Source organism: Paenibacillus sp. ACRRX (genome assembly GCF_022346885.1).
Classification (GTDB): Bacteria; Bacillota; Bacilli; order Paenibacillales; family Paenibacillaceae; genus Paenibacillus_B.
Genome location: NZ_JAKRNK010000015.1, coordinates 31,932 through 55,839 on the forward strand (window position 1 = coordinate 31,932; position 23,908 = coordinate 55,839).

At 40.9% G+C, this 23,908-nt stretch carries 15 protein-coding genes and 8 tRNA genes; all 23 read left to right on the top strand.

Annotation, left to right across the window (positions count from 1 at the left end; translation table 11 throughout):
* The first annotated feature begins 154 nt into the window (after nucleotides 1-154).
* A tRNA-Gly gene (locus MH117_RS25790) sits at nucleotides 155-229 on the top strand.
* Nucleotides 230-237: 8 nt separating this feature from the next.
* Nucleotides 238-314 (top strand) — tRNA-Arg (locus tag MH117_RS25795).
* 15 nt (nucleotides 315-329) lie between these two features.
* A tRNA-Pro gene (locus tag MH117_RS25800) sits at nucleotides 330-406 on the top strand.
* A gap of 7 nt (nucleotides 407-413) precedes the next feature.
* A tRNA-Gly gene (locus MH117_RS25805) sits at nucleotides 414-487 on the top strand.
* An 87-nt stretch (nucleotides 488-574) separates the two neighbouring features.
* Nucleotides 575-649: transfer RNA gene (locus MH117_RS25810), tRNA-Gly, on the top strand.
* A gap of 8 nt (nucleotides 650-657) precedes the next feature.
* Nucleotides 658-734: transfer RNA gene (locus MH117_RS25815), tRNA-Arg, on the top strand.
* 15 nt (nucleotides 735-749) lie between these two features.
* Nucleotides 750-826: transfer RNA gene (locus tag MH117_RS25820), tRNA-Pro, on the top strand.
* 7 nt (nucleotides 827-833) lie between these two features.
* Nucleotides 834-907 (top strand) — tRNA-Gly (locus tag MH117_RS25825).
* A 590-nt stretch (nucleotides 908-1,497) separates the two neighbouring features.
* Complete coding sequence (ppc, locus tag MH117_RS25830; protein ID WP_239333904.1) at nucleotides 1,498-4,290, top strand: phosphoenolpyruvate carboxylase; 2,793 nt, start codon at nucleotides 1,498-1,500, stop codon at nucleotides 4,288-4,290.
* Between the two features lie 148 nt (nucleotides 4,291-4,438).
* Nucleotides 4,439-5,359 (top strand): EamA family transporter, encoded by a 921-nt coding sequence (locus MH117_RS25835; protein ID WP_239333906.1) that lies wholly within the window; start codon nucleotides 4,439-4,441, stop codon nucleotides 5,357-5,359.
* The gene (gene sigW, locus MH117_RS25840) at nucleotides 5,349-5,945 is read left to right on the top strand and encodes an RNA polymerase sigma factor SigW (protein ID WP_275444859.1); all 597 of its coding nucleotides are present in this window, start codon (nucleotides 5,349-5,351) and stop codon (nucleotides 5,943-5,945) included. The genes MH117_RS25835 and sigW overlap by 11 nt, the downstream gene beginning before the upstream one ends.
* A 149-nt stretch (nucleotides 5,946-6,094) precedes the next feature.
* The gene (locus MH117_RS25845; RefSeq protein WP_028543349.1) at nucleotides 6,095-6,712 is read left to right on the top strand and encodes a polymer-forming cytoskeletal protein; all 618 of its coding nucleotides are present in this window, start codon (nucleotides 6,095-6,097) and stop codon (nucleotides 6,710-6,712) included.
* 161 nt (nucleotides 6,713-6,873) lie between these two features.
* The gene (cdaA, locus tag MH117_RS25850) at nucleotides 6,874-7,698 is read left to right on the top strand and encodes a diadenylate cyclase CdaA (RefSeq protein ID WP_239333908.1); all 825 of its coding nucleotides are present in this window, start codon (nucleotides 6,874-6,876) and stop codon (nucleotides 7,696-7,698) included.
* On the top strand, nucleotides 7,691-9,079 hold the full coding sequence (locus tag MH117_RS25855; protein ID WP_239333930.1) for a CdaR family protein: 1,389 nt from the start codon (nucleotides 7,691-7,693) through the stop codon (nucleotides 9,077-9,079). Before cdaA ends, MH117_RS25855 begins: the two co-directional genes overlap by 8 nt.
* Before the next feature lie 166 nt (nucleotides 9,080-9,245).
* On the top strand, nucleotides 9,246-10,586 hold the full coding sequence (gene glmM, locus MH117_RS25860; protein ID WP_239333910.1) for a phosphoglucosamine mutase: 1,341 nt from the start codon (nucleotides 9,246-9,248) through the stop codon (nucleotides 10,584-10,586).
* 886 nt (nucleotides 10,587-11,472) lie between these two features.
* Nucleotides 11,473-13,308 carry a glutamine--fructose-6-phosphate transaminase (isomerizing) gene (glmS, locus tag MH117_RS25865; protein WP_239333912.1) on the top strand — a complete coding sequence of 612 codons (1,836 nt, stop codon included), beginning with the start codon at nucleotides 11,473-11,475 and terminating at the stop codon, nucleotides 13,306-13,308.
* 178 nt (nucleotides 13,309-13,486) lie between these two features.
* On the top strand, nucleotides 13,487-14,323 hold the full coding sequence (locus MH117_RS25870) for a TnsA endonuclease N-terminal domain-containing protein (protein ID WP_239333914.1): 837 nt from the start codon (nucleotides 13,487-13,489) through the stop codon (nucleotides 14,321-14,323).
* Nucleotides 14,320-16,488: a Mu transposase C-terminal domain-containing protein gene (locus tag MH117_RS25875; RefSeq protein ID WP_239333916.1), complete on the top strand. Its 2,169-nt coding sequence runs from the start codon at nucleotides 14,320-14,322 to the stop codon at nucleotides 16,486-16,488. Before MH117_RS25870 ends, MH117_RS25875 begins: the two co-directional genes overlap by 4 nt.
* Nucleotides 16,466-18,157: an ATP-binding protein gene (locus tag MH117_RS25880; protein WP_239333918.1), complete on the top strand. Its 1,692-nt coding sequence runs from the start codon at nucleotides 16,466-16,468 to the stop codon at nucleotides 18,155-18,157. The genes MH117_RS25875 and MH117_RS25880 overlap by 23 nt, the downstream gene beginning before the upstream one ends.
* Before the next feature lie 74 nt (nucleotides 18,158-18,231).
* Nucleotides 18,232-19,980 carry a TnsD family Tn7-like transposition protein gene (locus MH117_RS25885; RefSeq protein ID WP_239333920.1) on the top strand — a complete coding sequence of 583 codons (1,749 nt, stop codon included), beginning with the start codon at nucleotides 18,232-18,234 and terminating at the stop codon, nucleotides 19,978-19,980.
* Entirely contained in the window at nucleotides 19,970-21,514 is a 1,545-nt protein-coding gene (locus tag MH117_RS25890) for a Tn7-like element transposition protein TnsE (protein ID WP_239333922.1), read from the top strand. The genes MH117_RS25885 and MH117_RS25890 overlap by 11 nt, the downstream gene beginning before the upstream one ends.
* Before the next feature lie 363 nt (nucleotides 21,515-21,877).
* Entirely contained in the window at nucleotides 21,878-23,134 is a 1,257-nt protein-coding gene (locus MH117_RS25895) for a DNA methyltransferase (RefSeq protein WP_239333924.1), read from the top strand.
* A 13-nt stretch (nucleotides 23,135-23,147) separates the two neighbouring features.
* The coding region (locus tag MH117_RS25900) for an ATP-binding protein (protein ID WP_239333926.1) at nucleotides 23,148-23,908 on the top strand (761 nt) is incomplete at its 3' end.

A 23,908-nucleotide genomic window follows, 5' to 3' on the forward strand; every position in this document is an offset into this window, starting at 1 on the left:
ATTATTGGCTATGTTTACGTAACCATTAATTAATCCCACTTTGAGGCTAGATAATTAACCATAATATGGTGAAACAAATAGTGTTGCTTTTTTATTTTTGTTATGATATATTATTTCTTGTCGCCTCTCCGGTAAGGAAAGTCGAGATCACAATGCGGACATAGCTCAGTGGTAGAGTATCGCCTTGCCAAGGCGAGGGTCGCGGGTTCGAATCCCGTTGTCCGCTCCATAACATTTGCGCCCTTAGCTCAGCTGGATAGAGTGTTTGACTACGAATCAAAAGGTCGGGAGTTCGAATCTCTCAGGGCGCGCCATTTTCATACTAATGTCGGGACGTAGCTCAGCTTGGTAGAGCACTTGGTTTGGGACCAAGGGGTCGCATGTTCAAATCGTGTCGTCCCGACCATCTATATGCGGGTGTAGTTCAATGGTAGAACTTTAGCCTTCCAAGCTAATAGCGTGGGTTCGATTCCCATCACCCGCTCCATTTATACTCAATGATGTTAATATTGCTTTTTAGTAAAGAACATGATATAATATTTGAGTGTGATCTAAATCTAACCTAATACATATTGCGGACATAGCTCAGTGGTAGAGTATCGCCTTGCCAAGGCGAGGGTCGCGGGTTCGAATCCCGTTGTCCGCTCCATAATATTTGCGCCCTTAGCTCAGCTGGATAGAGTGTTTGACTACGAATCAAAAGGTCGGGAGTTCGAATCTCTCAGGGCGCGCCATTTTCATACTGATGTCGGGACGTAGCTCAGCTTGGTAGAGCACTTGGTTTGGGACCAAGGGGTCGCATGTTCAAATCGTGTCGTCCCGACCATCTATATGCGGGTGTAGTTCAATGGTAGAACTTTAGCCTTCCAAGCTAATAGCGTGGGTTCGATTCCCATCACCCGCTCCATATTTTACAGTGATGCCACCTTACTAGGTGGCTTTTTTTATTATGATTAGTATCCAGACAAGATTCGCTCCCCTTGATATTACCCTTATTTTATCTTTTAGTATGAGGTTATCAGTGCAGATTTGAATGATCTGCTTGTTAACTTTAACTGTACAATGATGGAGTAAGAAAATTCATAATTGATCGATGAAGATCCAATGTGCTGTCAAAAGCCCCAATCAACTGCAAATCATATTAATCTCAAATGGGTATGCTCAGATTGTATTTCCTCGGAATACATTCCTCCTAATTTGTACGTTTAATGCAAAATGAATGCGCTTACCAGACGTGAAATATAATGATTACCAATTCAATAAATGCATCGTTTGTTCATAAATAACATACGATGATAGTTACAAGGAAACAACGAGGAAAAGGCGCTGTACAAAGACGAACAGCAGGGGAAATAGGAATTTAGCACGTTCCTAAAGTGTCATGAAACCAGGTTTGATTTTTCAAATAAAAGTAAAGATTTTCGCCACAGATTGTAGTATGATGGTAAGAAAGTCTAAAAAACAGTGCAAACTGGGTTGGATAAGAGGGGGAGACGAATGACTGACTTAACGTTAACCGCAAACAAAGCGAATTCCAACAACCTGTTGCGGCGAGACGTTCGATTCCTTGGGAATATCCTTGGCGAAGTGCTCGTCCATCAGGGCGGCAATGAGTTGCTGAATATCGTGGAGAAGATTCGTGAATTAAGTAAATCACTGCGTGCCGTATTTTTGCCGGAGTTGTACGATGAATTTAAGCAGCTCATCAACACGTTAAATCCTGAAATTCGTCACCAAGTAATTCGAGCTTTCGCTATTTATTTTCAGCTTGTGAATATCGCAGAACAGAATCATCGTATTCGTCGTAAGCGCGATTATGAACGATCTGCGGGAGAGACGGTTCAACCAGGTTCAATTGAAAGTATTATCCTTGAGTTTAAGGAACGTAAATTGGCGGTAGAAGATCTGGAGGAGATTCTGTCCAGCATTTCTTTAGAACTGGTTATGACGGCCCATCCAACGGAAGCGATGCGTCGTGCCATATTGGATATTAATAAGCGGATTGCAAACGATGTTATGCAATTGGACAACCCAACGCTTACGTACCGGGAACGTCAGCAACTGCGTGATCAGTTACTTAACGAGGTTATCACTTTGTGGCAGACTGACGAGCTGCGCGATCGCAAGCCTACCGTCATCGATGAAGTGCGTAACGGTTTGTATTTTTTCAACGAGACGTTATTTGATGTACTTCCGGATGTATATCATGAGCTTGAACGCTGCCTTGATAAATATTATGCCAGTCGTAGTTGGCATGTTCCAACTTACCTTCGCTTTGGCTCGTGGATTGGTGGAGACCGTGACGGGAACCCATCTGTTGTTGCTTCCGTTACCTGGGAGACACTTGAGATGCATCGCAGCTTAGCAATTCGAAAGTATGAAGAACGTATGAAAGAGATAATGCGTTCATTAAGCTTCAGTACAACGATTGTGCAAGTAAGCGATGAGTTAGTTCAATCAATTGCATCTGACAAGCAGCGAGTCACTTTAAAATATGTTCCTGCTTGGTTAAACGACAAGGAACCTTATCGTGTCAAGCTGTCCTATATGTTAGAGAAGCTGCGCAATGTGCTGGTCGATGAAACAAAGGGTACAAGCCAACGATATAACTCGGTTACTGAGTTTATTGATGATCTATCCATCATTAATCGCAGCTTGCGCCATCATTTCGCGGATTACGCGGCAGATACGCACATTAAGAAATTAATCCGACAAGCTGAATTGTTCGGCTTCCATATGGCTACATTGGATATTCGTCAACATAGCAAGGAACATGAGAATGCTATGACTGAAATTCTGGCCAACATGAATATTGTAGATGATTACAGCTCATTGCCAGAACAAGAAAAGATCGTGTTGTTAAATCAGCTTCTGAACGACCCACGACCGTTAACATCGCCTTACATTCGTTACAGTGAAGCAACAAAAGAATGTCTTGATGTGTATCGTATAGTGTTTGAGGCACAGCAGGAATTCGGGGTTAACTGTATTACGAGTTACTTGATCAGTATGGCGCAGGGTGCGAGTGATGTGCTAGAGGTGATGCTGCTCTCGAAAGAAGTAGGCTTATTCCGCAAGAATTCAGACGGAACCGTACACTGTACATTACAGGCAGTACCTCTATTTGAAACGATTGAGGATCTGCATGAGGCGCCTGGCATTATGAAGAGCTTATTCGAGTTGCCGGTTTACCGTCAAGCGATACACGCGATGAACAACCTGCAAGAGATCATGCTTGGTTATTCTGACAGTAACAAGGACGGCGGAATGTTGACTGCCAACTGGGAGCTGCGCGTAGCGCTTAATGATTTAACGAAAGTGGCACAAGATTATGATATCAAGCTGAAGTTCTTCCACGGCCGCGGAGGAGCTCTCGGTCGCGGAGGTATGCCGCTTAATCGCAGCATACTGGCACAGCCGCCGCATACGATTGGTGGAGGCATCAAGATCACCGAACAAGGGGAAGTACTATCTTCCCGTTACTCCATGCAAGGTATAGCTTACCGCAGTTTAGAGCAGGCCACATCAGCTCTGCTGCAAGCGGCTGTGATGGCACGCTCCTCTCAGGGAGAAGCGTGTGAGCCGAAGTGGGAAGAATGGATGGCTGACATCTCAAAGGATGCACAGCAGAAGTACCAGGATCTTATCTTCCGTGATCCTGACTTCCTGACCTATTTTAAAGAGTCGACTCCGCTGCCGGAGATTGGCGAGCTAAATATCGGTTCAAGGCCTTCCAAACGCAAGAATAGCGACCGCTTCGAAGATTTGCGTGCGATCCCGTGGGTATTCTCATGGACGCAAAGTCGTTACTTGCTTCCTGCATGGTATGCAGCTGGAACAGCGCTGCAATCGTTCTACCAGAACAAGGCGGAGAATATGGACACGCTCCGTCATATGTATGAGCACTACTCATTCTTTGGCAGCATGATTGATAATTTGCAAATGGCATTGGCCAAGGCGGATCTAATCATTGCTAAGGAGTATGCCGCGATGGTTAAAGACGACACAATCCGTGAGCGCATATTCAAGTGTATTCAAGAAGAGTACGACCTCACTTCAAAGCTGCTGCTGGAAATTACAGGTCAGCAAGAGATTCTTGATAATGTGCCAGTTATTCAAGAATCGATTAAGCTGCGTAATCCTTACGTTGACCCGCTAAGTTATATGCAGGTTCAACTACTAACAGAATTACGTCAGCTTCGCGAACAGGAGCAGGATGATCCAGAGCTTCTGCGCGAGGTGTTGTTGACCATTAACGGGATTGCTTCGGGTCTCCGAAACACAGGCTGATTGTATCTATTGGGAGTGTGCTTAGTGTATTACACCTGTAGATCTTGAATCGGTCAACCGTGAACATAAAGTGCAGCTATGATGCAGTCGAGTCTTGCTATGCAGGGCTCGACTTTCCTGTGTCACTGATAAAAGGAGTTGTGCATCCATGAAAAAGAGTGCCATGTATTGGCTCTCCGTCATCTTTGTGCTTATAGGGGCATCTAGCTACGGATTTGTATCATCAATCGTAAAGCTTGCTTTTGCAGAAGGGTATTCGACGGCTCAAGTTACTATAAGTCAGATTTCTGTAGGGGCGGCTGTGCTATGGATTATGGTGCTTCTACGCCCGCATACATGGCGTAATCCATTTGCCCATGGTGGATGGAAGCTATTGTTTGTTGGGATATTTGGTCTTTCATTGACCACCATATTTTATAACAGTGCACTTCAGCAGCTTGATGCATCGCTTGCGATTATTTTATTGTTTCAATTTACATGGATAACGTTGGTTATGGAATGTGTGACACACAGAACTTGGCCTAATCGTTATCAGTGGTTATCCATATTTATTGTACTGCTAGGCACCGTATTAGCTGTAGGGATCACGTCTGACAACCTGGAGAGGTTTACATTTGCCGGAATAGTACTTGGACTAGCATCAGCCATAACTTATAGTTTATTCTTATATTTAACTGGCAAAATTCAGACCCATCATGATCCGGTCATGCGTTCAGCGATGATGATGACGGGAACTTTGCCTGTTATTTACGGTATTTATGTGCCGTTTATTGCGGTTGGTATGGAATTGCCACCTGACGTGGGACACTTATTGTTATGGGGATTACTGTTGGGATCGTTATCCCATATTATTCCGACAGTTACCTTTAATATAGGCATCCCGCGCATTGGAAGCAGCCTGGCTTCCATGATATGTGCGATGGAGCTGCCTGTTGTCACGGTTGTGGCATATGTGCTGCTTCACGAACAGGTTACGTTGCTCCAATGGCTTGGAATCCTGCTTATTTTGGCCGGTATCGTCATTGCAGAGCAGAAAGCAAAACGAATTACGGTCGATCATGAGCAGTGAGGACGGAGGGAGACTGTTGGTGGATACGTTAGAGAAACGACTTGCTATGTTAGCCCGCAAGGGGGATACAAGCGCGTTTGCCGAGATAGTCGAACTGTATAAAGACAAGATCTTTCACCTCGCTTATCGTATGCTAAGCAACAGGCATGAAGCGGAGGATGTTGTACAGGATACGTTTTTGCGGGTATATCGCAATTTGGATCGATATGATGAGAATCAGAAATTTTCGACATGGATCTATCGGATTGGGACGAATCTGTGTATCGATCGTTTGCGAAAACGAAAGCCAAGCTACTCTCTAGATGCAGAAATGAACGACCAAGAGGGTGTTGATGGCTATTCCATGATTCCTAGCGATGACAGGACGCCAGAGACATATTTGCTTGTCAGTGAGACGCAGCGAATGATCCATGAAGCGATTGACAGCCTGCCTGCCAAATACAAGTCGGTTATGGTCCTGAGGTATTTGCAGGATATGTCCCTTCAAGAGATAAGTGATGTGTTGAATATGCCGGTCACGACTATCAAAACACGAGTACATCGTGGGCGCGAATTTTTGCGTAAGAAGCTCGAACGCAAAATATGAAATAAATAACAGGTTAAAACTTTGAAACGATTTGATGTGCGTGACGTATCGTATAACAACAAAAGTTCTTTGCTGTGTCTTTGTGCGGACATCCGGACAAGGTGAGCTTGAACTTTCGTTTGAACACCTGATGAAAGGATTTGGCTCAAATGGATTGCAAACAAGCCGTCTCATTGATGCACAACTTACTGGATGACGATCTGGAGCGATCATGCGCATTAGACTTGAAAGAGCACATGCTTGCATGCCCGGCTTGCCGTGAGCGGTTCCGTCAGTTGGAAGAAACGGAACAGCTGCTGTACGGATTCAATCATCGTTTGCAGCCGACAACGGATGAATTGACCGAACGTATTATGAGCGTGATCCCGAAGCCTAAGAAGCAAAGCGCGATGTTTAAGTGGGTGAGACGCCATCCGGCCATAACCGTTGCCGCTGTTTTCGTACTTGTGATGATGACGAGTGCGCTAAGCATGTGGAATGCTGATAAGCAATTGCTCGTGAAAGGCCAACAACTCGACGGAGTTGTCATTCAAGATAACAAGGTCATCGTTCCGAACGGCAAAGTGGTTAAAGGAGACCTAACCATTCATAATGGCCTCGCTGAGGTTTATGGTGAAGTGGAAGGGAATGTGACTGTTGTTGACGGTAAAGTATATCAGGCGTCTACGGCGCACATCACCGGATCGGTACAGCAAATAGATGAAGCTATGAGCTGGATCTGGTATCAAATCTCAAGTCTGTTCCCAGGTAATGCAACTGCACCGTAAGGTGGAGCGGATTGAGGTTAAAAGTTTATGACTGCTCTCTCGTGTTTTTGGCGGGAGAGTTTTTTGTGTACAGAGCAGGAATTTTGCGTCCAGCTGACGAAAAGGTTATAGTTATACATATAGAGAAGGCTGATCTTATAGGGAACTCCGGGGGTACCTTCATGAATTATTTCGCAGACATGAGTTGGAAAGACGCTATCAAGGACGTCATTGACATTGTAATCGTTAGTTACGTAATTTATAAATTACTTGTTCTAATCCGTGGAACACGGGCGGTACAATTGCTCAAGGGTATATTTGTGCTTGTATTAACCTGGGCAATCAGTACCTGGTTTGATTTGTATACACTGAAGTGGCTGATGAACCAGATGTTTACCTTTGGGGTATTGGCAATTGTTATTATATTTCAGCCGGAGCTGCGCAGAGCGCTGGAGCAGCTCGGGCGAGGCAAGTTATTTGGCGGCCGCTCCAATTCTGAGCTGGATGAGACTGGGCGTGTTATTGGAGAGTTAATTAAGGCAGTCAATTATATGTCACGTCGAAAAATAGGGGCATTAATTGTGTTTGAACGTAATACAGGTCTAAATGAATATATTGAGTCCGGTATTGCGATGCACTCTCAAATGAGCTCGGAGCTGCTCATTAATATCTTTATTCCAAATACACCACTTCATGATGGGGCTGTTATAGTTCGTGGTGATACGATTGCTGCAGCCGCCTGCTATTTGCCGTTATCGGAGAATCCTTTTATTAGCAAAGAACTGGGTACAAGGCACAGGGCCGGGATCGGCATAAGTGAGGTCGGAGACGCCATTTCCATCATTGTCTCGGAAGAGACGGGACAAGTATCACTGGCGTTAAACGGACAGGTAGTTCGCGATATCAAGGAAGAATCGCTCATTTCGAAGCTGTTCGGAGAACTGAAGCCGAAAGTAAAGAAAGAACTGCGTATGTTCTGGAAGCGGAAGGGTGAGCAAAATGGATAAGTGGCTGATGAACAATACAGCAGCCAAGATTATCGCACTTGTGCTCGGAGTATTGTTGTTTGCTGTTGTACATAAGGAAGATCCGAACACGGTGACACAGCAATCTTTATTTGAAACCCGCTGGATTGATTCTGTTAAAATAAATACGATTGGATTAGATGATCAACAGTTGGCGATGCGCAGCATGAGTCCTAGCGATGTCCGCATTCAAGTAAGCGGAAAGCGTACAACCATCGCTTCCGCACTGCCTGAAGATTATAAAGTAGTGCTTGATCTGACAGGATACGGTCCTGGCAAGCATAGTATCCCTTTGAAATATGAAGTGCCGCTTGGAGTAGACATGCGTTCTATGCAGCCTTCTTCCGTTACGGTGGTGTTGGAAGAGGTACAGACGAAGCAGTATGAAGTATTGATTAAGACGGAGGGCAAACCAGCGGACGGTTACAAGGCAGGAACACCGATTGTAAGGCCATCCAACCGCGTTCATGTGACGCTGCCTACTTCCCGCATGCAGGAGATCAAGTCAGTCAGTGCCATAGTTGATATTCACAAGGCTAACGAGTCGGTTCTCCATAAACAAGTAAAGCTGACGGCTTTTGATGCAGCGGGACGTGAGGTCAAGAATGCGATTATCACGCCATCAGTCGTAGAGGTTGAGATCCCGATTACGAAGCCGTTTAAGACCGTTCCACTCCAGTTGAACGTCAGAGGAAACTTGCCTGCTGGATTGTCGGTTGCTGCGCTGGAACCTAACGTGAATCAGGTTACTTTATATGGACCTCAAGCTGCGCTCGACTCCATTGAGTTCTATGATGTTCCGCAATTGGATGTCTCAACCTTCGCGGCACCGGGTACCTATAACGTAAATGTCAAGTTGACGTCGCCGCCAAACATTGAGAAAATGGAGCCAAGTACGATACTTGTTAAGGTGACCATTGCTCAAGATAAGAAGCGGGTCATCGGAGACGTACCGATCGCACTTACTGGCGTCAACGATAAGCTGATTACTAATATTACGGAACCGGCTTCCCGTAAGTTCAACGTAACAGTAGTTGGCTCACCAAGCGTAGTGGACGCATTGACAGTGGAGGACATTCAACTGATTGCCAACATCAATGATTTGCCTCCAGGTAAGCATGCGGTCACGTTGCAGGTTAATCTGCCGCGATTTGTCCGTCTGGCGGATGGAGAGAGATATACGGCGACAATTGAGATTAAGGATAAGGATGTACCGACCACGACTGATCCGGTAACGCCGCCTAATCCGACAACCGATGGCCAACAGCCGGAGGGAGATCGCCCAACGCCAGGGGGAAGTGTCAGGGAAACAGACAACCATGAGAATGAGCATTCTGGTGGACAAGATCATCCAGAAGGCTGACATCCAGATATACGTGATGGAATTTAATATATAAGACAGAAAAAGATATTTAAAAAGACAGATATACAGACAGATAAAAAGATCAGGCACCATGCAGGTTTGATTTGCGTTAAATATGTTAAGCATCTTGGGTCAGAATAGTATGAATTAGAAGGGGATTATCCATATGGGGAAATATTTTGGTACAGACGGCGTTCGTGGCGTTGCAAATAAAGAATTAACCGCAGAGTTAGCCTATAAGATCGGCCGCTGCGGAGGATATGTGCTAACAAAGGAAGTAACGAAACCTAAGGTGTTAATTGGGATGGATACACGCATCTCCGGACGTATGTTGGAGGCTTCCTTAACAGCAGGTCTGCTCTCAATAGGTGCAGATGTTATTCAGTTGGGGGTACTGTCAACGCCAGCTGTTGCATACTTAACGCGCACACTGGGTGTGGATGCAGGGGTTATGATCTCGGCCTCCCACAACCCTGTTGAGGACAATGGCATTAAGTTCTTTGGACGCGATGGTTTCAAGCTTCTTGATGAGACGGAACTGGAGATTGAAGCGCTGATTGATGCGGCAGCAGATGAGCTGCCTCGCCCTGTTGGTGAAGGATTAGGCACAGTTACCGTGAATACAGACTTGAAGTGGGAGTATTCGAAGTATTTGAAGACAACAGTCAAAAATTCATTCGAAGGACTCCGAATTGTGCTGGATTGTGCACATGGTGCAGCATACGAGCTTGCACCGCAGTTGTTCCGTGATTTAGGAGCAGAGATCATTACAATAGCCGCAGAGCCGAATGGGTTAAATATCAACGACCACTGTGGTTCGACGCACCCTGAGCGCTTGCGTGAGGAAGTGGTTCGCCATAAGGCGAATCTTGGCTTGGCGTTTGACGGTGATGCTGATCGCCTGATTGCGATTGATGAATTGGGTGAGGAAGTGGACGGAGACCACCTATTGTTGATCTGCGGTGATGCGATGAACCGTGAAGGTCGCCTTCCTGCAAGCACAATTGTCTCTACGGTCATGAGTAATATTGGCTTCTACAAAGCGACGGAAAAGTATGAATTAAGGTCTGCCAAGACGGCAGTTGGCGACCGGTATGTCATGGAGGAGATGCGACGCGGTGGTTACACGCTTGGTGGTGAACAATCCGGCCATATCATCTTCCTTGATCACGGAACGACTGGAGACGGTATGTTATCCGGCATTCAATTGGTCGATACATTAGTGAGCAGTAGCAGATCGTTGTCTCAAGCGAAGTCTATGATGCGTAAGTATCCTCAGGTGCTTGTTAATGTCCGCGTAGGTGACAAGAGTAAGTATGCGGGCAACGCCGCTATCGAAGAGGCTATTGCCGCTGTAGAAGCAGAGCTAGGAGATAACGGCCGTGTATTGGTACGCCCATCTGGTACGGAATCACTCATCCGCGTTATGGCAGAGGGACCTGAGGCGGATGTCGTGGAAGCTTACGTGAAACGGATTGCAGATGTAGTCATTAACGAATTGCAATAATTTATCATTATTATTTGAAAAGCTGTATTTCTCTTGGTTGTAGTGCTAAGAGGGATACAGCTTTTTTAGCTTGTGTATTGCCATTCGGGAGCGGGTTGCATATAATAGAGCATATTCCGCCTATCGGGAGCATGAGATGAACTGCCGTGTCAGCCTTGTTCCAAGTCAAGAAGCCGGACGATGGTCGGAGTAAGTAATACCTATTCATTTATAGAAAGGTAGGGTTGTACTGCATATTAGAAGGCTTATCGCAGGATAAGCTTTGCCATATAAGCGCCAGCACTTGTACGCTACGGACGGCAACCAGCGACAAGTGGACGAGGTGGAGGTGTTCGAACCTGTTCGGCGGGGACCTCCCGGTGTGCCACCGGCACCGTAACGAGATAGCGGAAATCAATGAGGCAACTTGTTGGACAACGCGCTCGATCTTGGTGATTAAGTATGTTCACATATACGCGAAGGAATCATTTATATAGGATTAATAATTTACTAAACTAAATGGTCTGCCTTGCATAAACGCGCCTAATATGAATCGAAGCGGACTTCCTGTGGGGAAGGGCCGTTCTGTTTGGTGGTGCTGTCTATGCCTTAGTGGTGGAACAGGTGGACGATGTGTAAAGGGCGAATGTGTCAGTCGATGACGCTATATTTAAATATGCCTATATGACAGGTTCCGGTGTCCATGTTCGTTTTTGTCAGACTGGAACAGATGAAGGTTGACCTTTGAGCATGACAAGTGCTTTATTTGGTCATGAGTAATAAAGATAACAGCATAAGGATTCCAGTCTGATGGAGCGCCATTAATCTGGATGGATAAGGACCAACAGACAGGCTAACGATTCGATTGCGCTGCTGAGCGCAGACACATAATCGGAGGCTATTTACTATGTGTGGTATTGTCGGATATATTGGAACTCGTAATTCGCAGGAAGTACTGTTGGATGGATTAAGCAAGTTGGAGTACCGTGGTTATGATTCGGCTGGTATTGCCGTGTTTACCAATGAAGGACTACAGATTCGTAAGGCGCAAGGAAGATTGGCGAATCTCGCGACGCGCTTAGAGGATGAGCCACTTGCAGGTGGAGTTGGTATTGGTCATACGCGTTGGGCGACACATGGCAAACCATCGGATGAGAACTCACATCCCCATACAGATGCGACAATGAAATTTTCAGTTGTTCATAATGGCATTATTGAGAACTATATGGAACTGAAAGAGGAATTGATGGCACAAGGCGTGCCCTTCATATCAGAGACGGATACGGAGGTCATTTCTCACCTGATTGCCCGTGAATACGATGGTGATATCGTTAAGGCGGTACAGCGCGCAATTACTCACATTCGTGGGGCATTTGCACTGGGTGTGCTTACCGAGTATGAGCCGGATCGACTTGTGGCAGTTCGTTGTGCCAGCCCGCTTGTTATTGGGATCGGAGAGGGCGAGAATTTTATTGGTTCGGATATACCGGCCATTTTACAATATACACGCCGCGTGTATATATTAAACGACAATGAGATGGCTGTATTGACTAGGGAAGCTGTCGAATTGATGACGATTGAAGGCAACAGTATTTCTCGGGAAATGATTGTTGTCGATTGGGATTCGATGACTGCGGAAAAGAGCGGATATGACCACTTCATGCTGAAGGAAATTCACGAACAGCCGAAGGCATATCGCGACACAATGCGTGGTCGTTTGCAGGAAGGTTTGAACGGTGTCAAATTGACGGAGCTGAAGGTGCTGACAAATGAACGCCTGCGGGAAATTCGTAACGTGCATATTGTCGCTTGCGGAACGGCTTATCACGCGGGCTTGGTCGGACGCACATTGATCGAGCAAGCGATCCGGATTCCAGTAGAGACGGATGTTGCATCCGAGTACCGTTATCGGAATCCGATCATTACGCCAGAGACGCTAGTTATCGTGGTCAGCCAGTCTGGCGAGACAGCAGATACGCTTGCTGCACTCCGTGAAGCGAAGCGCTGCGGTGCTGCGGTGCTTGCGATCACGAACGTAGTTGGCAGCTCTGTCGCGCGTGAAGCAGATGACACCATTGTGACGTGGGCAGGACCGGAGATTGCGGTTGCGTCTACGAAAGCATATACGTCACAATTGATTGCGTTTATGCTGTTGAGCTTGTATTGGGCAGAGGCGACAGGGCGCATAGAAACTGCTGAACTGCGCCATCAGCTTGCTGCGATTGAAGCACTGCCTGAACAGGTAGAAAGTATCCTTGCTCAAGCTGATGAGCTGAAGCGGGTCGCGGAAGAAATGGCCACACACGATAATATGTTCTTTATCGGTCGCGGCGTTGATTATGCGGTAGCCATGGAAGGCTCATTGAAGCTGAAGGAGATATCCTATATACACTCTGAGGCTTACGCTGCTGGTGAGTTAAAGCATGGTACACTTGCGTTGATTGAAGAGGGGATTCCGGTGATCGCGTTGGTCACTCAATCTTCGTTGGTGGAGAAGATGATTAGCAACATCAAGGAAGTGAAAGCAAGGGGCGGTGTTGTATACGCCGTAACCGACAAAGCTCACGCTGAGCTTGTGTCGAAAGCGGTAGATGGCACGTTTGTGCTGCCGACAACACTTTCACATTTAAGCCCGGCATTGTCGGTTATTCCGTTGCAACTGATCTCATATTATGCATCGCTAGCTCGCGGCAACGACGTAGATAAGCCGCGGAACTTGGCGAAAAGTGTGACGGTTGAGTAGGTTAAGGGGCTTGTAATAGAATTGTTGTAGCTTTAAAATAATGTTTGATAATTTATATTAAGTATTGATAATTTAGAACAAAGTTTGATTATTTATAATAATGTTTGATAATAATAGCTCTTGAGGATATATTATCCTTGAGGGCTATTTTTTTATTTTGTTTTGTGGGGTGATTACAATGGCTAAGCGAAAAAGAACAGAGTCGATTGAAAAGAAAATTAAGGATGGTCGGGGTCAAGGTCAGGGAATCGATTATAAACCATGGCTAAAGATTCAAGATGTATCATCACTTGGTCGTTCTACACGCTTGAAAGGTATCAAAGTCCCACGGCAATATGAGTTTCTTTCAGATTTAGAAAGGAACTATTTTTATATATTAGAGTTTTCTGATTATGTTGTCGATATTCGAGAACAGTACCCGTTGAATGGTGAGGATACATTATTAATTGCAGAGGAACTTAGCCTTGACCATCCTAAACACCCTAAGACACAGGAACCAATAATTATGACGACTGACTTTATTGTGACCACAGAAAGAAATGATCAAATACTTCATACTGCAAGAACCTTAAAGTATAAGAATGACTTAGCTGATAAGCGTGTTTTAGAGAAGTTTGAGATTGAGCGACGGTATTGGGAACGTCAAGGTATTGACTGGGGAATCGTTACGGAAGAGGAAATTCCTAAGAATTTAGCTCAAAATATCGCATTGATTCATCGTTACTATGAATTAAAAGACATAGAAGGGTTTCAAGAATTTGAGGAAATTGAAATCATAGATATGAGCATTCATATGATCAACCTTTTACTTAGAGAGACACTATCACTAAAGGAAGTATTTAACCAAGTTGAAGAAGACTTTGGATTAAGGATCGGAATGGCATTCTCATTGTACAAGCATCTATTAGTTCGAAAATGTATTCAGGTAGATTTAAAAGAAGCTATTGATATCAGAAAGATTGTTTCTATTCTTGCTGTTGTTCGAGATTACTCAAGTAAGGAGGACGCGATGTGATTTATTTCAATCATGTATACCAGTACATAAATATTGAGAAAAATAATCGATTTCGTATTGTGGAGCTTAATTCACCGTATGCATATATTGTAGATCTGGACAGTGATACTTCTATGCCAAAACAAGTTGAGATATCTGTTCTAGATACTGAAATTATGGCTGAAACTTTGCTGCCTATTCCAGATCCTTATGCAAGGAACTATGATGACCGAAATTTATCCTCCACTATCGTTATGAAGCGTGATTCAGAATGGGATATTGTTAGTTATGGCTGGAATACTTATAGATCTGAGTTGTTAACAAAGCAGAAAAGAGAAGCAATAATCGAACAATTAGCTGTTCAACATAACACAAATAAGTTAAAGATCAAGCGTATCTTTACACGTTTTTGGCAAAGAGGTCTAGTGAAAAATGCTTTGTTACCAGATTATATTTACTCTGGCGGTAAAGGAAAAACAAGGGTTCTGACTGATGTTAAAGTTGGCAGGCCAAGGAAATACGGATCTCAAGATGGTAATCAAGGTATCAATATTACTGAAGAGGTTAAACTTCAGTTTTTCCATGTTATAAAGAAATATTACAGACAAAAGGAAAAACAATCTTTAGCAGACACTTATGACCTTCTTTTGAGAGATTTTTATTCTGATGTTTATTACGAGAATGGTGTTAAAAAATTCAAGGTATGGGATAGAACAAGAATACCTACATACCATCAGTTTTATTATTGGTATAACAAAAATAAGGACGATAAAGCAGATATTTTATTTCGAGAAAGTACAAAATACTTTGAATCAAATAAAAGACCTTTACTGAGTAACTCCTTAAGTGAAGTTGATGGCCCTGGAGCTCGTTATCAGGTTGATGCGACAATTGCTGATATCTATTTGGTTAGTTCGTTTGATCGTTCATTAATCATTGGTCGACCAGTGGTTTACGGTGTCATTGATGTATACTCACGAATGGTAACAGGAATTTATGTAGGACTAGAGGGTCCTTCATGGGTTGGAGCGATGATGGCACTGGATAATATGATAACAGATAAAGTTGAGTATTGTTCAAAGTATGAGATTCCTATTAACGAAACACAATGGCCAGCAAAACACTTACCAGATATTATACTAGCTGATCGAGGTGAGTTTGAGGGCTACGCAGTTGAAGGGTTGATAAATAATTTAAGAATTAAAATTGAAAATACTTCTGCTTATCGAGGTGACCTTAAAGGAATCATTGAACGTCATTTTCGCACAATGAATGGGAGAATTAAACGAACTTCTCCTGGCGCTATCCAGAAAGAGTTTAGACAAAGAGGCGATCGAGATTATCGTTTAGATGCTACGCTTAATTTAAAGGAATTCACTAAGATAGTGATTCACATAGTGTTGGAGCATAATCAAACTATCATTGAGAAATATCCACTTGAAAAAGGGATGATTACAAGTGGATTGACCGCAACTCCTATTCACTTATGGAACTGGGGAAAAGAAAACAAAAAAGGTCGATTACAAATAGTTACCGATCCAAACGTGTATCGACTTAATCTACTGCCTAAGGGAAATGCTCGTATTACACGAGCAGGCATTAAGTTCAAAGGTTTATCCTATAGTTCTGACAAGGCTATTCAGGAGCAGTGGTACTTAAAAGTAAAAAATAAAAGTATAGAAATTGCTTACGATCCTAGAGATGTATCTCAAATATATATTCTTCATCAGAATGGTCGAACATATGATATGTGCTATTTACTGGCGAAAAATGAGGAGTATAAAGGAGATGCATTAGAAGAAGTAGAGTTCTATCGAGAGTTGCTTCAGGAGGCAAAGTTAGCAGATCAAGCGAAGCAGAGTGAAGTGACAATTAATACGGACATTGCAATTTCCACTATAATCAGACAAGCAGAATCAGAAAAAAAGCAGGATGATAATGGATTATTGAGCAAGGCTTCTAAGCTAAAAGGTATTAGAGTTAACCGTAAAGTCGAAAAGGAACTTCAAAGATCCCGCGAAAAGTTCGATTTGCTACCAAAAAATTCAATAAGAGAAAAGCCTGCTGAAGTTATTAAATTAAGCAAACGAGTACAAGCGGACGAACAATCGGTACCTAGTTCTAATAATGCACGTTTAATGGAAAAACTAAAGAAAAAGCGAGATGAACAATTTGGAAAACGATAACTATCTTTATCAAATTGTAGCGGAACGTGCTGTGTACAAGGAGCAAGAATTAGAGGACTATACAAATAATCCATTTATCGAGGCACTGCCACCTATATTTAGTGAAGATGAAGTGTTAGAGCACTTTATGTATACTCCGATTATTTCTGATTCTGATCGATTATCACCAGAAAACCTTCGCTATCATGTACTAAAGCGAGTAAAGAGTTTTATTCAGCCATTGCCTATTCACTTTTTAGTCGAACGGAGATTGTCCACGTTAATACGTAGAGGATACTTGGCTAGAAATCCTTTAAACATTAATTTTCTCGAACGATTAAGAGTTCTTGCAGAGATGCGTGATGAGAAAGATCAAGGACATTTGTATATGAAAGATCGATTAACTTACATAGGCTCAACAGCAGATAGTTTATCGATTATTGGAATATCTGGAATAGGTAAAACAACGGCAATAGAACGATTATTACAGATGTACCCACAGGTTATAAAGCATGAATTTTATCGTGATATACCTCTGAATCGAACACAGATTGTTTGGCTGAAAATCGATTGTCCTTATGATGGGAACCTATCAACTTTATGCAAAAGCTTTTTTGAAGAGATTGATCGTATCTTAGGTACTAGATATCTAGATAAGTTTGGGTATTTGACGAGAGTTACATCCTCGATGCTATTGCACATGACGTCTTTAGCGAGTTTGTATGGCATTGGAGTACTTGTTATTGATGAAATTCAACACCTATTGAATTCTAAGAATGATCAAGAAGAGATGTTAAACTTTTTTGTTACACTGTCTAATACTGTCGGAATCCCAACGGTACTAATAGGTACTTCTAAAGCACAACAATTATTTAAGGGGAATTTTAGACAAGCTCGTCGCGCAGGAAGTGATGGGTCTATTGTTTGGGATCGAATGAGTGAAGAAAGTGCAGAATGGGAGTTTTTCATTGAGACACTTTGGGAGCTTCAATGTTTGAAGTCGCGTACGGAGTTGACAGATGAAATTAAGAAAACATTTTACTACGAATGCCAAGGGATTACTGCTATAGCTGTTAACTTGTTCATTCTTACTCAGGAAAGAGTGTTGTTTGACGAAAATAATCCGAATGAAGTGATCACTCCGTTGGACATACGTACTACAGCGAAAGTTGATATGAAAATTATTCAGCCGATGATCAAGGCAATTCGTACAAATAACGTTAGAGATATGATTCGATATGAAGACATAATGGTTAATTTGGATGATCTTATGCTCCAGCATAAACAAGGAATTGAATATGAAGGAAAAGTAAGAAACGCTCTTAAAGAGAGAATTAACACTGTTGAATATAAACAGAAGGATATTAGTGAACGCATTGCTGTTGAGTTAGCTGCAGCAGGCTTGTTTTCATCGCTTAAGTCAAATGAAATTCAAATCATTGTTAAGAAAATAGTTGAACGTAACCCGATTGATACGAACTACGATCTTCTTAAGATGGAATGCTTAGAAGAGCTATCAAAGTGTTATAAAGAAATGCAACACAAAGTAAAAGTGAAAGTACCTATTCTCCCCTTACTCAATATATATGAACAGGCATTGAAAAAGAAGGAGCACCCATATGAAGTACTTAAGGCAAAGTATTATATAAAAGATCCATTAGTTGAATTTTTTCATCAAGTAGGAAGTTGATGTTGAAGATCGATTAAAACCTAGCAACTTTAGAAAAAATGGTAATAAATCTAAAGTTGCTAGGAGTGAACAGGTTGCTTACGTTCTTTACCAATCCTTATCCCGATGAATTATTATACTCAGCAGTAGCTAGATATCATTACTATATTGGAAATCTAGATTTGAAAGATACGTTGGAGGAAGTATTCGGATCAAGAAATGTTATTCCGAGTGCCGGAATAAGCACTCATTTAGAAGGATTTATAAATCGAATTGGAAATAGTTATACAATTGGAGAGATATTACAGAAGCATACAATATACCCGTACTATGCACCTTTTTTATCTAGAGAAAAGCAGCAGCTTATTGTATGTGATGTTGCTGGTCAAGGTCAAGGACTGTATACAAGGCTAGGAGTTGTTGCAGGTGGCATTTGTAAAAAGGTAGGTTTGTTTTATTGTCCAGCATGTGTGCAAGATGACGTTGCAGTGTATGGAGAAACGTATATCCATCGACAACATCAGCTTGAGGGAATTTCCTATTGTGCTAAACATTCATTTGCGTTACGAAAGTACCCTCTTTCATGGTCTACTGGTAGTCGAATTGCGCTCATTCGCTTTAATCACACTGTAATGGATTTGAGCATTAACCCAACAGATAATTCTGAACCTGATATTAAGGCCGAACTTGAACTTGCGCGAATGGCAGACCAGCTAATGAAAGTACCAATTGATGTGCTGGATCGGGATAAAATACGTACTAAATTTTTGCTTTTATTAAGGGAGCGAAATTTAGTAACAGCATCTATGTCAATCAGACAGAAGAAGTTACATCATATGTTTATTTCAAAGATGCCATTAACACTGCTAAAGAAGCTTGAGTCTGAAATTGACATGAATTATGAATACAATTGGCTTCGGATCCTTACAAGAAAATGTGAGCGTCATGTCCATCCTTTACGACATTTACTCATGTTGTCTTTTCTTAGTCAGGATGTAGAGGGTTTACTGAATATTAGAAGTTTAGAGGGTATATTTGGTCAGGAACCCTGGCCCTGCTTGAATAAGGCAGCAGCTCATTATAGTGATGACGTCATAACGCAGATTCAAATTTCAAGAGATTACAAAACGGGCGATCCCATCGGTACGTTCTCATGTTCGTGTGGGTTTGTATATTCCCGCAAAGGTCCTGACCATAACGAACAAAATCGATATCGAATTGGACGAGTTAAAAAATTTGGATCAGTATGGATGGATAAGTTGCAGCAGTTAAGAGCGACCTCCATGAGTATTAGAGCAATTGCGCGAACGTTGGGTGTAGATAGTAAAACTGTATTGAAATATGTATCTCAAGAGAAAGTATTTTTCAACAAGGATAAAGAAATTATTAATACAGAACCAGACCGATCCAGCCCGACGGAATCTAATAAGAAGAATATAATAAACTCACAAAAGACTTATCGAGTCAATTGGAATTTGCGGGATGAAGAGTATTTTGAAAGGATAACAGAGTTGTATAACTATTTGCTTCACCATCACCCTTCTATTCGAATATCCAAATCCATTCTAGCAAGGAAACTTGGAAAATCAACAATGCTTAACCTTAAATTAGATAACCTGCCACGGACGAAACAATTACTCGCTGAAATTACGGAAAGTGTTCAACAGTTTCAAATTAGAAGATGTAAAAGGATTATTGATCAAATAATCCTTCAGCAGGAACCGGTTCTACTTTGGAAAGTTCAAAGAATTGGAGGCATAAAAACCCATCATTTTCATCAAATAAAACCACTTCTTGAAAGATATACACACATAAGACAAGGATGGTGCACCGATGAGCTATAGAACAGTTAAGCAAGGTAACTGGCCTTTCTTCAAAGGAGAATTGGCGCAATTAATTTGGATTCGTTCTCCAATTCAGAGAAATGGCAAGCAGATGATAAGAGCATACTTTAGAGCTAACGGAGTTACCAAGTGTATAGAAGTTGACTGGGGAACTCTTCCTTTATTAGCTATACAGCATTATTATCAAGATGGAAATCTAATGAAGGCTTTCTCACCTGATGATTCCGAAATTATTGAAGTTACGATAAACCCTCAATCGGTGCGTTATTCAGAGAAAGAATGGAGAATCCAAGGGGCTAGAGACGAAGATGTTTCACAATCTTTTACCGTTACATGTGAAGGGGAAAAGTATACACTCCCTTTAATTGAGGTAATCCGAAGTATTTTGGCACCTAATCGATTTTTGTTGTATCAGATCTTTGAACCAAATTCCTTTCCGCTATATTTCCATCACAAAATTGAAGACCAGACAATACATTTCCAATTTACTTCACTCTATGAATTCAAATACACTCGACCAGAATTTTTACTACATCTAGCTTGGTTAGTTTCGCATCCTGATATTATGCAAGTGTTCGAGAGTATAAAACCCTGTTATATGAACAACGGTAAGTTGATGTTTGACTGGGCATTTCAACAGTCTATAACCGTGAAAGCATTAGTAAAGCCTAACTCCTATGGATATACCATTCTACGTATACTAAGTGTATTGAATAAGCAATTGCCGTTTAAGGAAATTACATTCACACATCCGAAGTTAAATAATCATCAACGTTCAAATGAGCCTAAAAAGTACATTCTGAAAAATAAAAGTAAATATGCTGAAAATGAGGAAGTTGAACTCAGTGAAGAATTCGATGGGACAACAAGTGATTTTGATATTGTAGATATGGAGAACCAAAGTCATGAGTACACTTTACAGCCTAAAATTACAAGAATCCGTAAAAATGTTGATAAGCAACGTTCATTTGAAGATGAGAATACCAAAGTATATTACTTAGACGATGAAGGTAAACGTTCTACTGCAGATATTGGTGGTCATCAGATAGCGCGTGCTCTAGAGCACAAACCACTTCATGAGATAAAAGTACAGGGCGAATTAGATGAATTCATACAAGCTCTGCAATTATTGGAAAAAGTTCAAAATATTAAGTCTGTACGTGCACATGTAGATATCTTGCCCGCTACTGGCGGTGAAAGAAAATTTAAGTATTTAAATGATGGTGTTACTAGAAGGCGATATGTATGGGCAGAAGTTGTTTTGCATAATGGTAAGCTTATAAATGTGTTGGAAATAGAAAGAGAACTATATTCTTTATCAACTTTGTTCATTCACTCTGAGAGCATTTCAGAATATAAAAGTGTAATTCAGAAGATATTAGCTAATCTCATTCATGATCAAGGAAGTTGGTTGTCTAAGTCCTTGAACTCTATTCGAGATATGGGAATACAAATATCTAAACTAAAGCACGGCTTAAATAAGCCTGAGAATAGATCAAGCACTATTATTAAACACATCATGCTTATTGTGTAGGTTATAGCTATATAGTAAATTTGGACTACTTATTATCGGAATTATGGTAATATATATATAGATAGTTTTATCTTAGCTTAAGATCACTTTTATTTTGTTTCAATAGATGAAAGATTGGACACGAAATATGCCAATAGGAGATTTCGTATGAAATTCAGATAAAAATTGGACTGATTTATGAGCAATAGGGATCACCAATACACTGACGATTATTGAGCAATTCTGTTCATTAAATATTGTTTATACTGAGAGTAGAAAGTCAAGTACAAAAAAACGTATGCAGACATTACAAAGTATGTATACGGTTTTATCCTGGATAAAAGATGTTACTGCTGATTAATTCAGATTATTGGGAGGGCCTTTATGAGCGTTATACAAAACAAACTTGACAGTTACGGAGGGAATTTTTGGGATTTTGAGAACTTTAAAACAAATGGAATACACAAAATAGCAAATTACCCTGCAATGATGGTGGCACCCATGCAACATAAATTGATTGAAGATTTGTATGAATTCGAAGGGAATATAGACAATATATTTGACCCTTTCCATGGTTCGGGTACCACACTGGTTGAGGGAGATAAGTTTGGCATGGATCTTGTAGGAATAGATATTAATCCACTTGCAAACTTAATAACTAAGGTTAAGTTATATGGTGTAAACTTCAATACTATTTATAACAGTATCGAGAAAGTCATAAAAAACATAAATAAATTTACCAATATAGATATAGAACCGATGAATTTCCCTAATATTAACAAATGGTTTAGGGAAGACATTATTAAGGATCTAACCATAATTAGAGAAAGCATAGTACTAGAAAAAAATGAAAAAAACAGATTATATTTTTGGTCATGTTTTTCGGATATTGTTAGAAAGTTTAGTAACACCCGTAGCTCTACTTTTAAATTACACATAAAAGAACAAGAAAAAATTAACTTAATGCAGAATACGGTAATTAGTGATTTTATAAAAATCATAAAAGAAAGACATCATGATTTACATCCAGAATCTTCTACTAATAAAAAAATAATTCAAGGAGATTCTTTATTTGAAATGCGTAAAATTGATTCTAATAGCATTGATTTAATATGTACTTCCCCACCATATGGAGATAACGGTACCACTGTAACCTACGGACAGTTTTCGATATTGAGCTTATTTTGGATAGATAGATCTGATTTATCTATATCTGATGACGCTTTATTAAGTAATTATTCTGCTATTGATAATTTGAGTTTAGGTGGTAGAAAAAAAGAAGAATTGATTTGTAGTACGCCTACATTAAGTAGGTATTTAAACAGTATTAGTGATTCGAAAAAAATGAAAGTAATCACTTTTTTTAATGATTATTTTAAAGCACTAGAAGAAATGATTAGAGTTTTAAAGAGTAATCATTTAATGATATTAACTTTAGGAAATAGGCGAGTTGATTATAAGGAAATAAAGTTAGATGAAATTACAAGTGAATTCACACTTTCTAATAATATGACTCTTGAAGCAAAACTGAAAAGAGAGATACCATATAAAAGAATACCAAGGAGAATTTCCAAGGTTGGGAATCTTGGTGCAGTGTCATCAATGAATACTGAAACAGTATTAATATTACGAAAAAAATAAGGGGAGAACAATAATGCCTACTGTCACAGTTAATTTGCCTGCTGAAAATCTAACAAGTGTTTTAGGGAATGTCACAAGCCCATTCGTAGTTGTTTCGGAATTGCTAAAAAATGGTGTTGACGCGGGGGCGAATGCTGTTACCGTAATAATTGATACTACTCTTGGTGAAGTTAAAATAATTGATGATGGAAAGGGCTTTACAGTAGAAGAAATTACCGATTTAGGAACTGCTAGTGAATCGCGAAAGAAAAGGGAAGGGAATTTTAGAAATCCTGATGGAGAAATGCTTTTAGGAAGTAAGGGGCTCGCCATTTTTTCAGCATTCTCTTTAGGAAATGAAGTTAAAATTATAACTAAAAATACAGAAAATAAAGCATATAAAATTGATTGGATCAGGTCGGGAAAAGAATTTTCCTATGATGAAATAGATGCCAGCAATATTTCAGAAGGGACAGAGGTTTCAATATCAGGAATTAATTTTAGTGAGATGTTGTTATTATCATCAGAAAAAGAATTAAGAAAACTAAAACATATTTCAATTAGAAACTTTAAAAAAAATTCAAGTATACCTAAGGTGATATTGATTAAAGATTCACAATATATAGATATGGAAATGAAAAATATTGAAGATTTTAGCGAAGACTTTACAGCGAAAGTAAGTTTTGTTTATAACAGAAAGAATAACGTTTTAGAGTATAAATATGAAGTTGATGATCCACGTATATCAAAAGAAAAAATTGTATTTAAACTTTCGGATAGTACAAATATTAAGGA

What these genes read in the sequence shown, in the direction of transcription:
- MH117_RS25895 (WP_239333924.1), top strand. Translation starts at nt 21,878, where the DNA reads ATGAGCGTTATACAAAACAAACTTGACAGTTACGGAGGGAATTTTTGG.
- sigW (WP_275444859.1), top strand. Translation starts at nt 5,349, where the DNA reads ATGAGCAGTGAGGACGGAGGGAGACTGTTGGTGGATACGTTAGAGAAA.
- MH117_RS25870 (WP_239333914.1), top strand. Translation starts at nt 13,487, where the DNA reads ATGGCTAAGCGAAAAAGAACAGAGTCGATTGAAAAGAAAATTAAGGAT.
- MH117_RS25835 (WP_239333906.1), top strand. Translation starts at nt 4,439, where the DNA reads ATGAAAAAGAGTGCCATGTATTGGCTCTCCGTCATCTTTGTGCTTATA.
- MH117_RS25845 (WP_028543349.1), top strand. Translation starts at nt 6,095, where the DNA reads ATGGATTGCAAACAAGCCGTCTCATTGATGCACAACTTACTGGATGAC.
- MH117_RS25855 (WP_239333930.1), top strand. Translation starts at nt 7,691, where the DNA reads ATGGATAAGTGGCTGATGAACAATACAGCAGCCAAGATTATCGCACTT.
- MH117_RS25890 (WP_239333922.1), top strand. Translation starts at nt 19,970, where the DNA reads ATGAGCTATAGAACAGTTAAGCAAGGTAACTGGCCTTTCTTCAAAGGA.
- cdaA (WP_239333908.1), top strand. Translation starts at nt 6,874, where the DNA reads ATGAATTATTTCGCAGACATGAGTTGGAAAGACGCTATCAAGGACGTC.
- ppc (WP_239333904.1), top strand. Translation starts at nt 1,498, where the DNA reads ATGACTGACTTAACGTTAACCGCAAACAAAGCGAATTCCAACAACCTG.
- glmS (WP_239333912.1), top strand. Translation starts at nt 11,473, where the DNA reads ATGTGTGGTATTGTCGGATATATTGGAACTCGTAATTCGCAGGAAGTA.
- glmM (WP_239333910.1), top strand. Translation starts at nt 9,246, where the DNA reads ATGGGGAAATATTTTGGTACAGACGGCGTTCGTGGCGTTGCAAATAAA.
- MH117_RS25880 (WP_239333918.1), top strand. Translation starts at nt 16,466, where the DNA reads ATGAACAATTTGGAAAACGATAACTATCTTTATCAAATTGTAGCGGAA.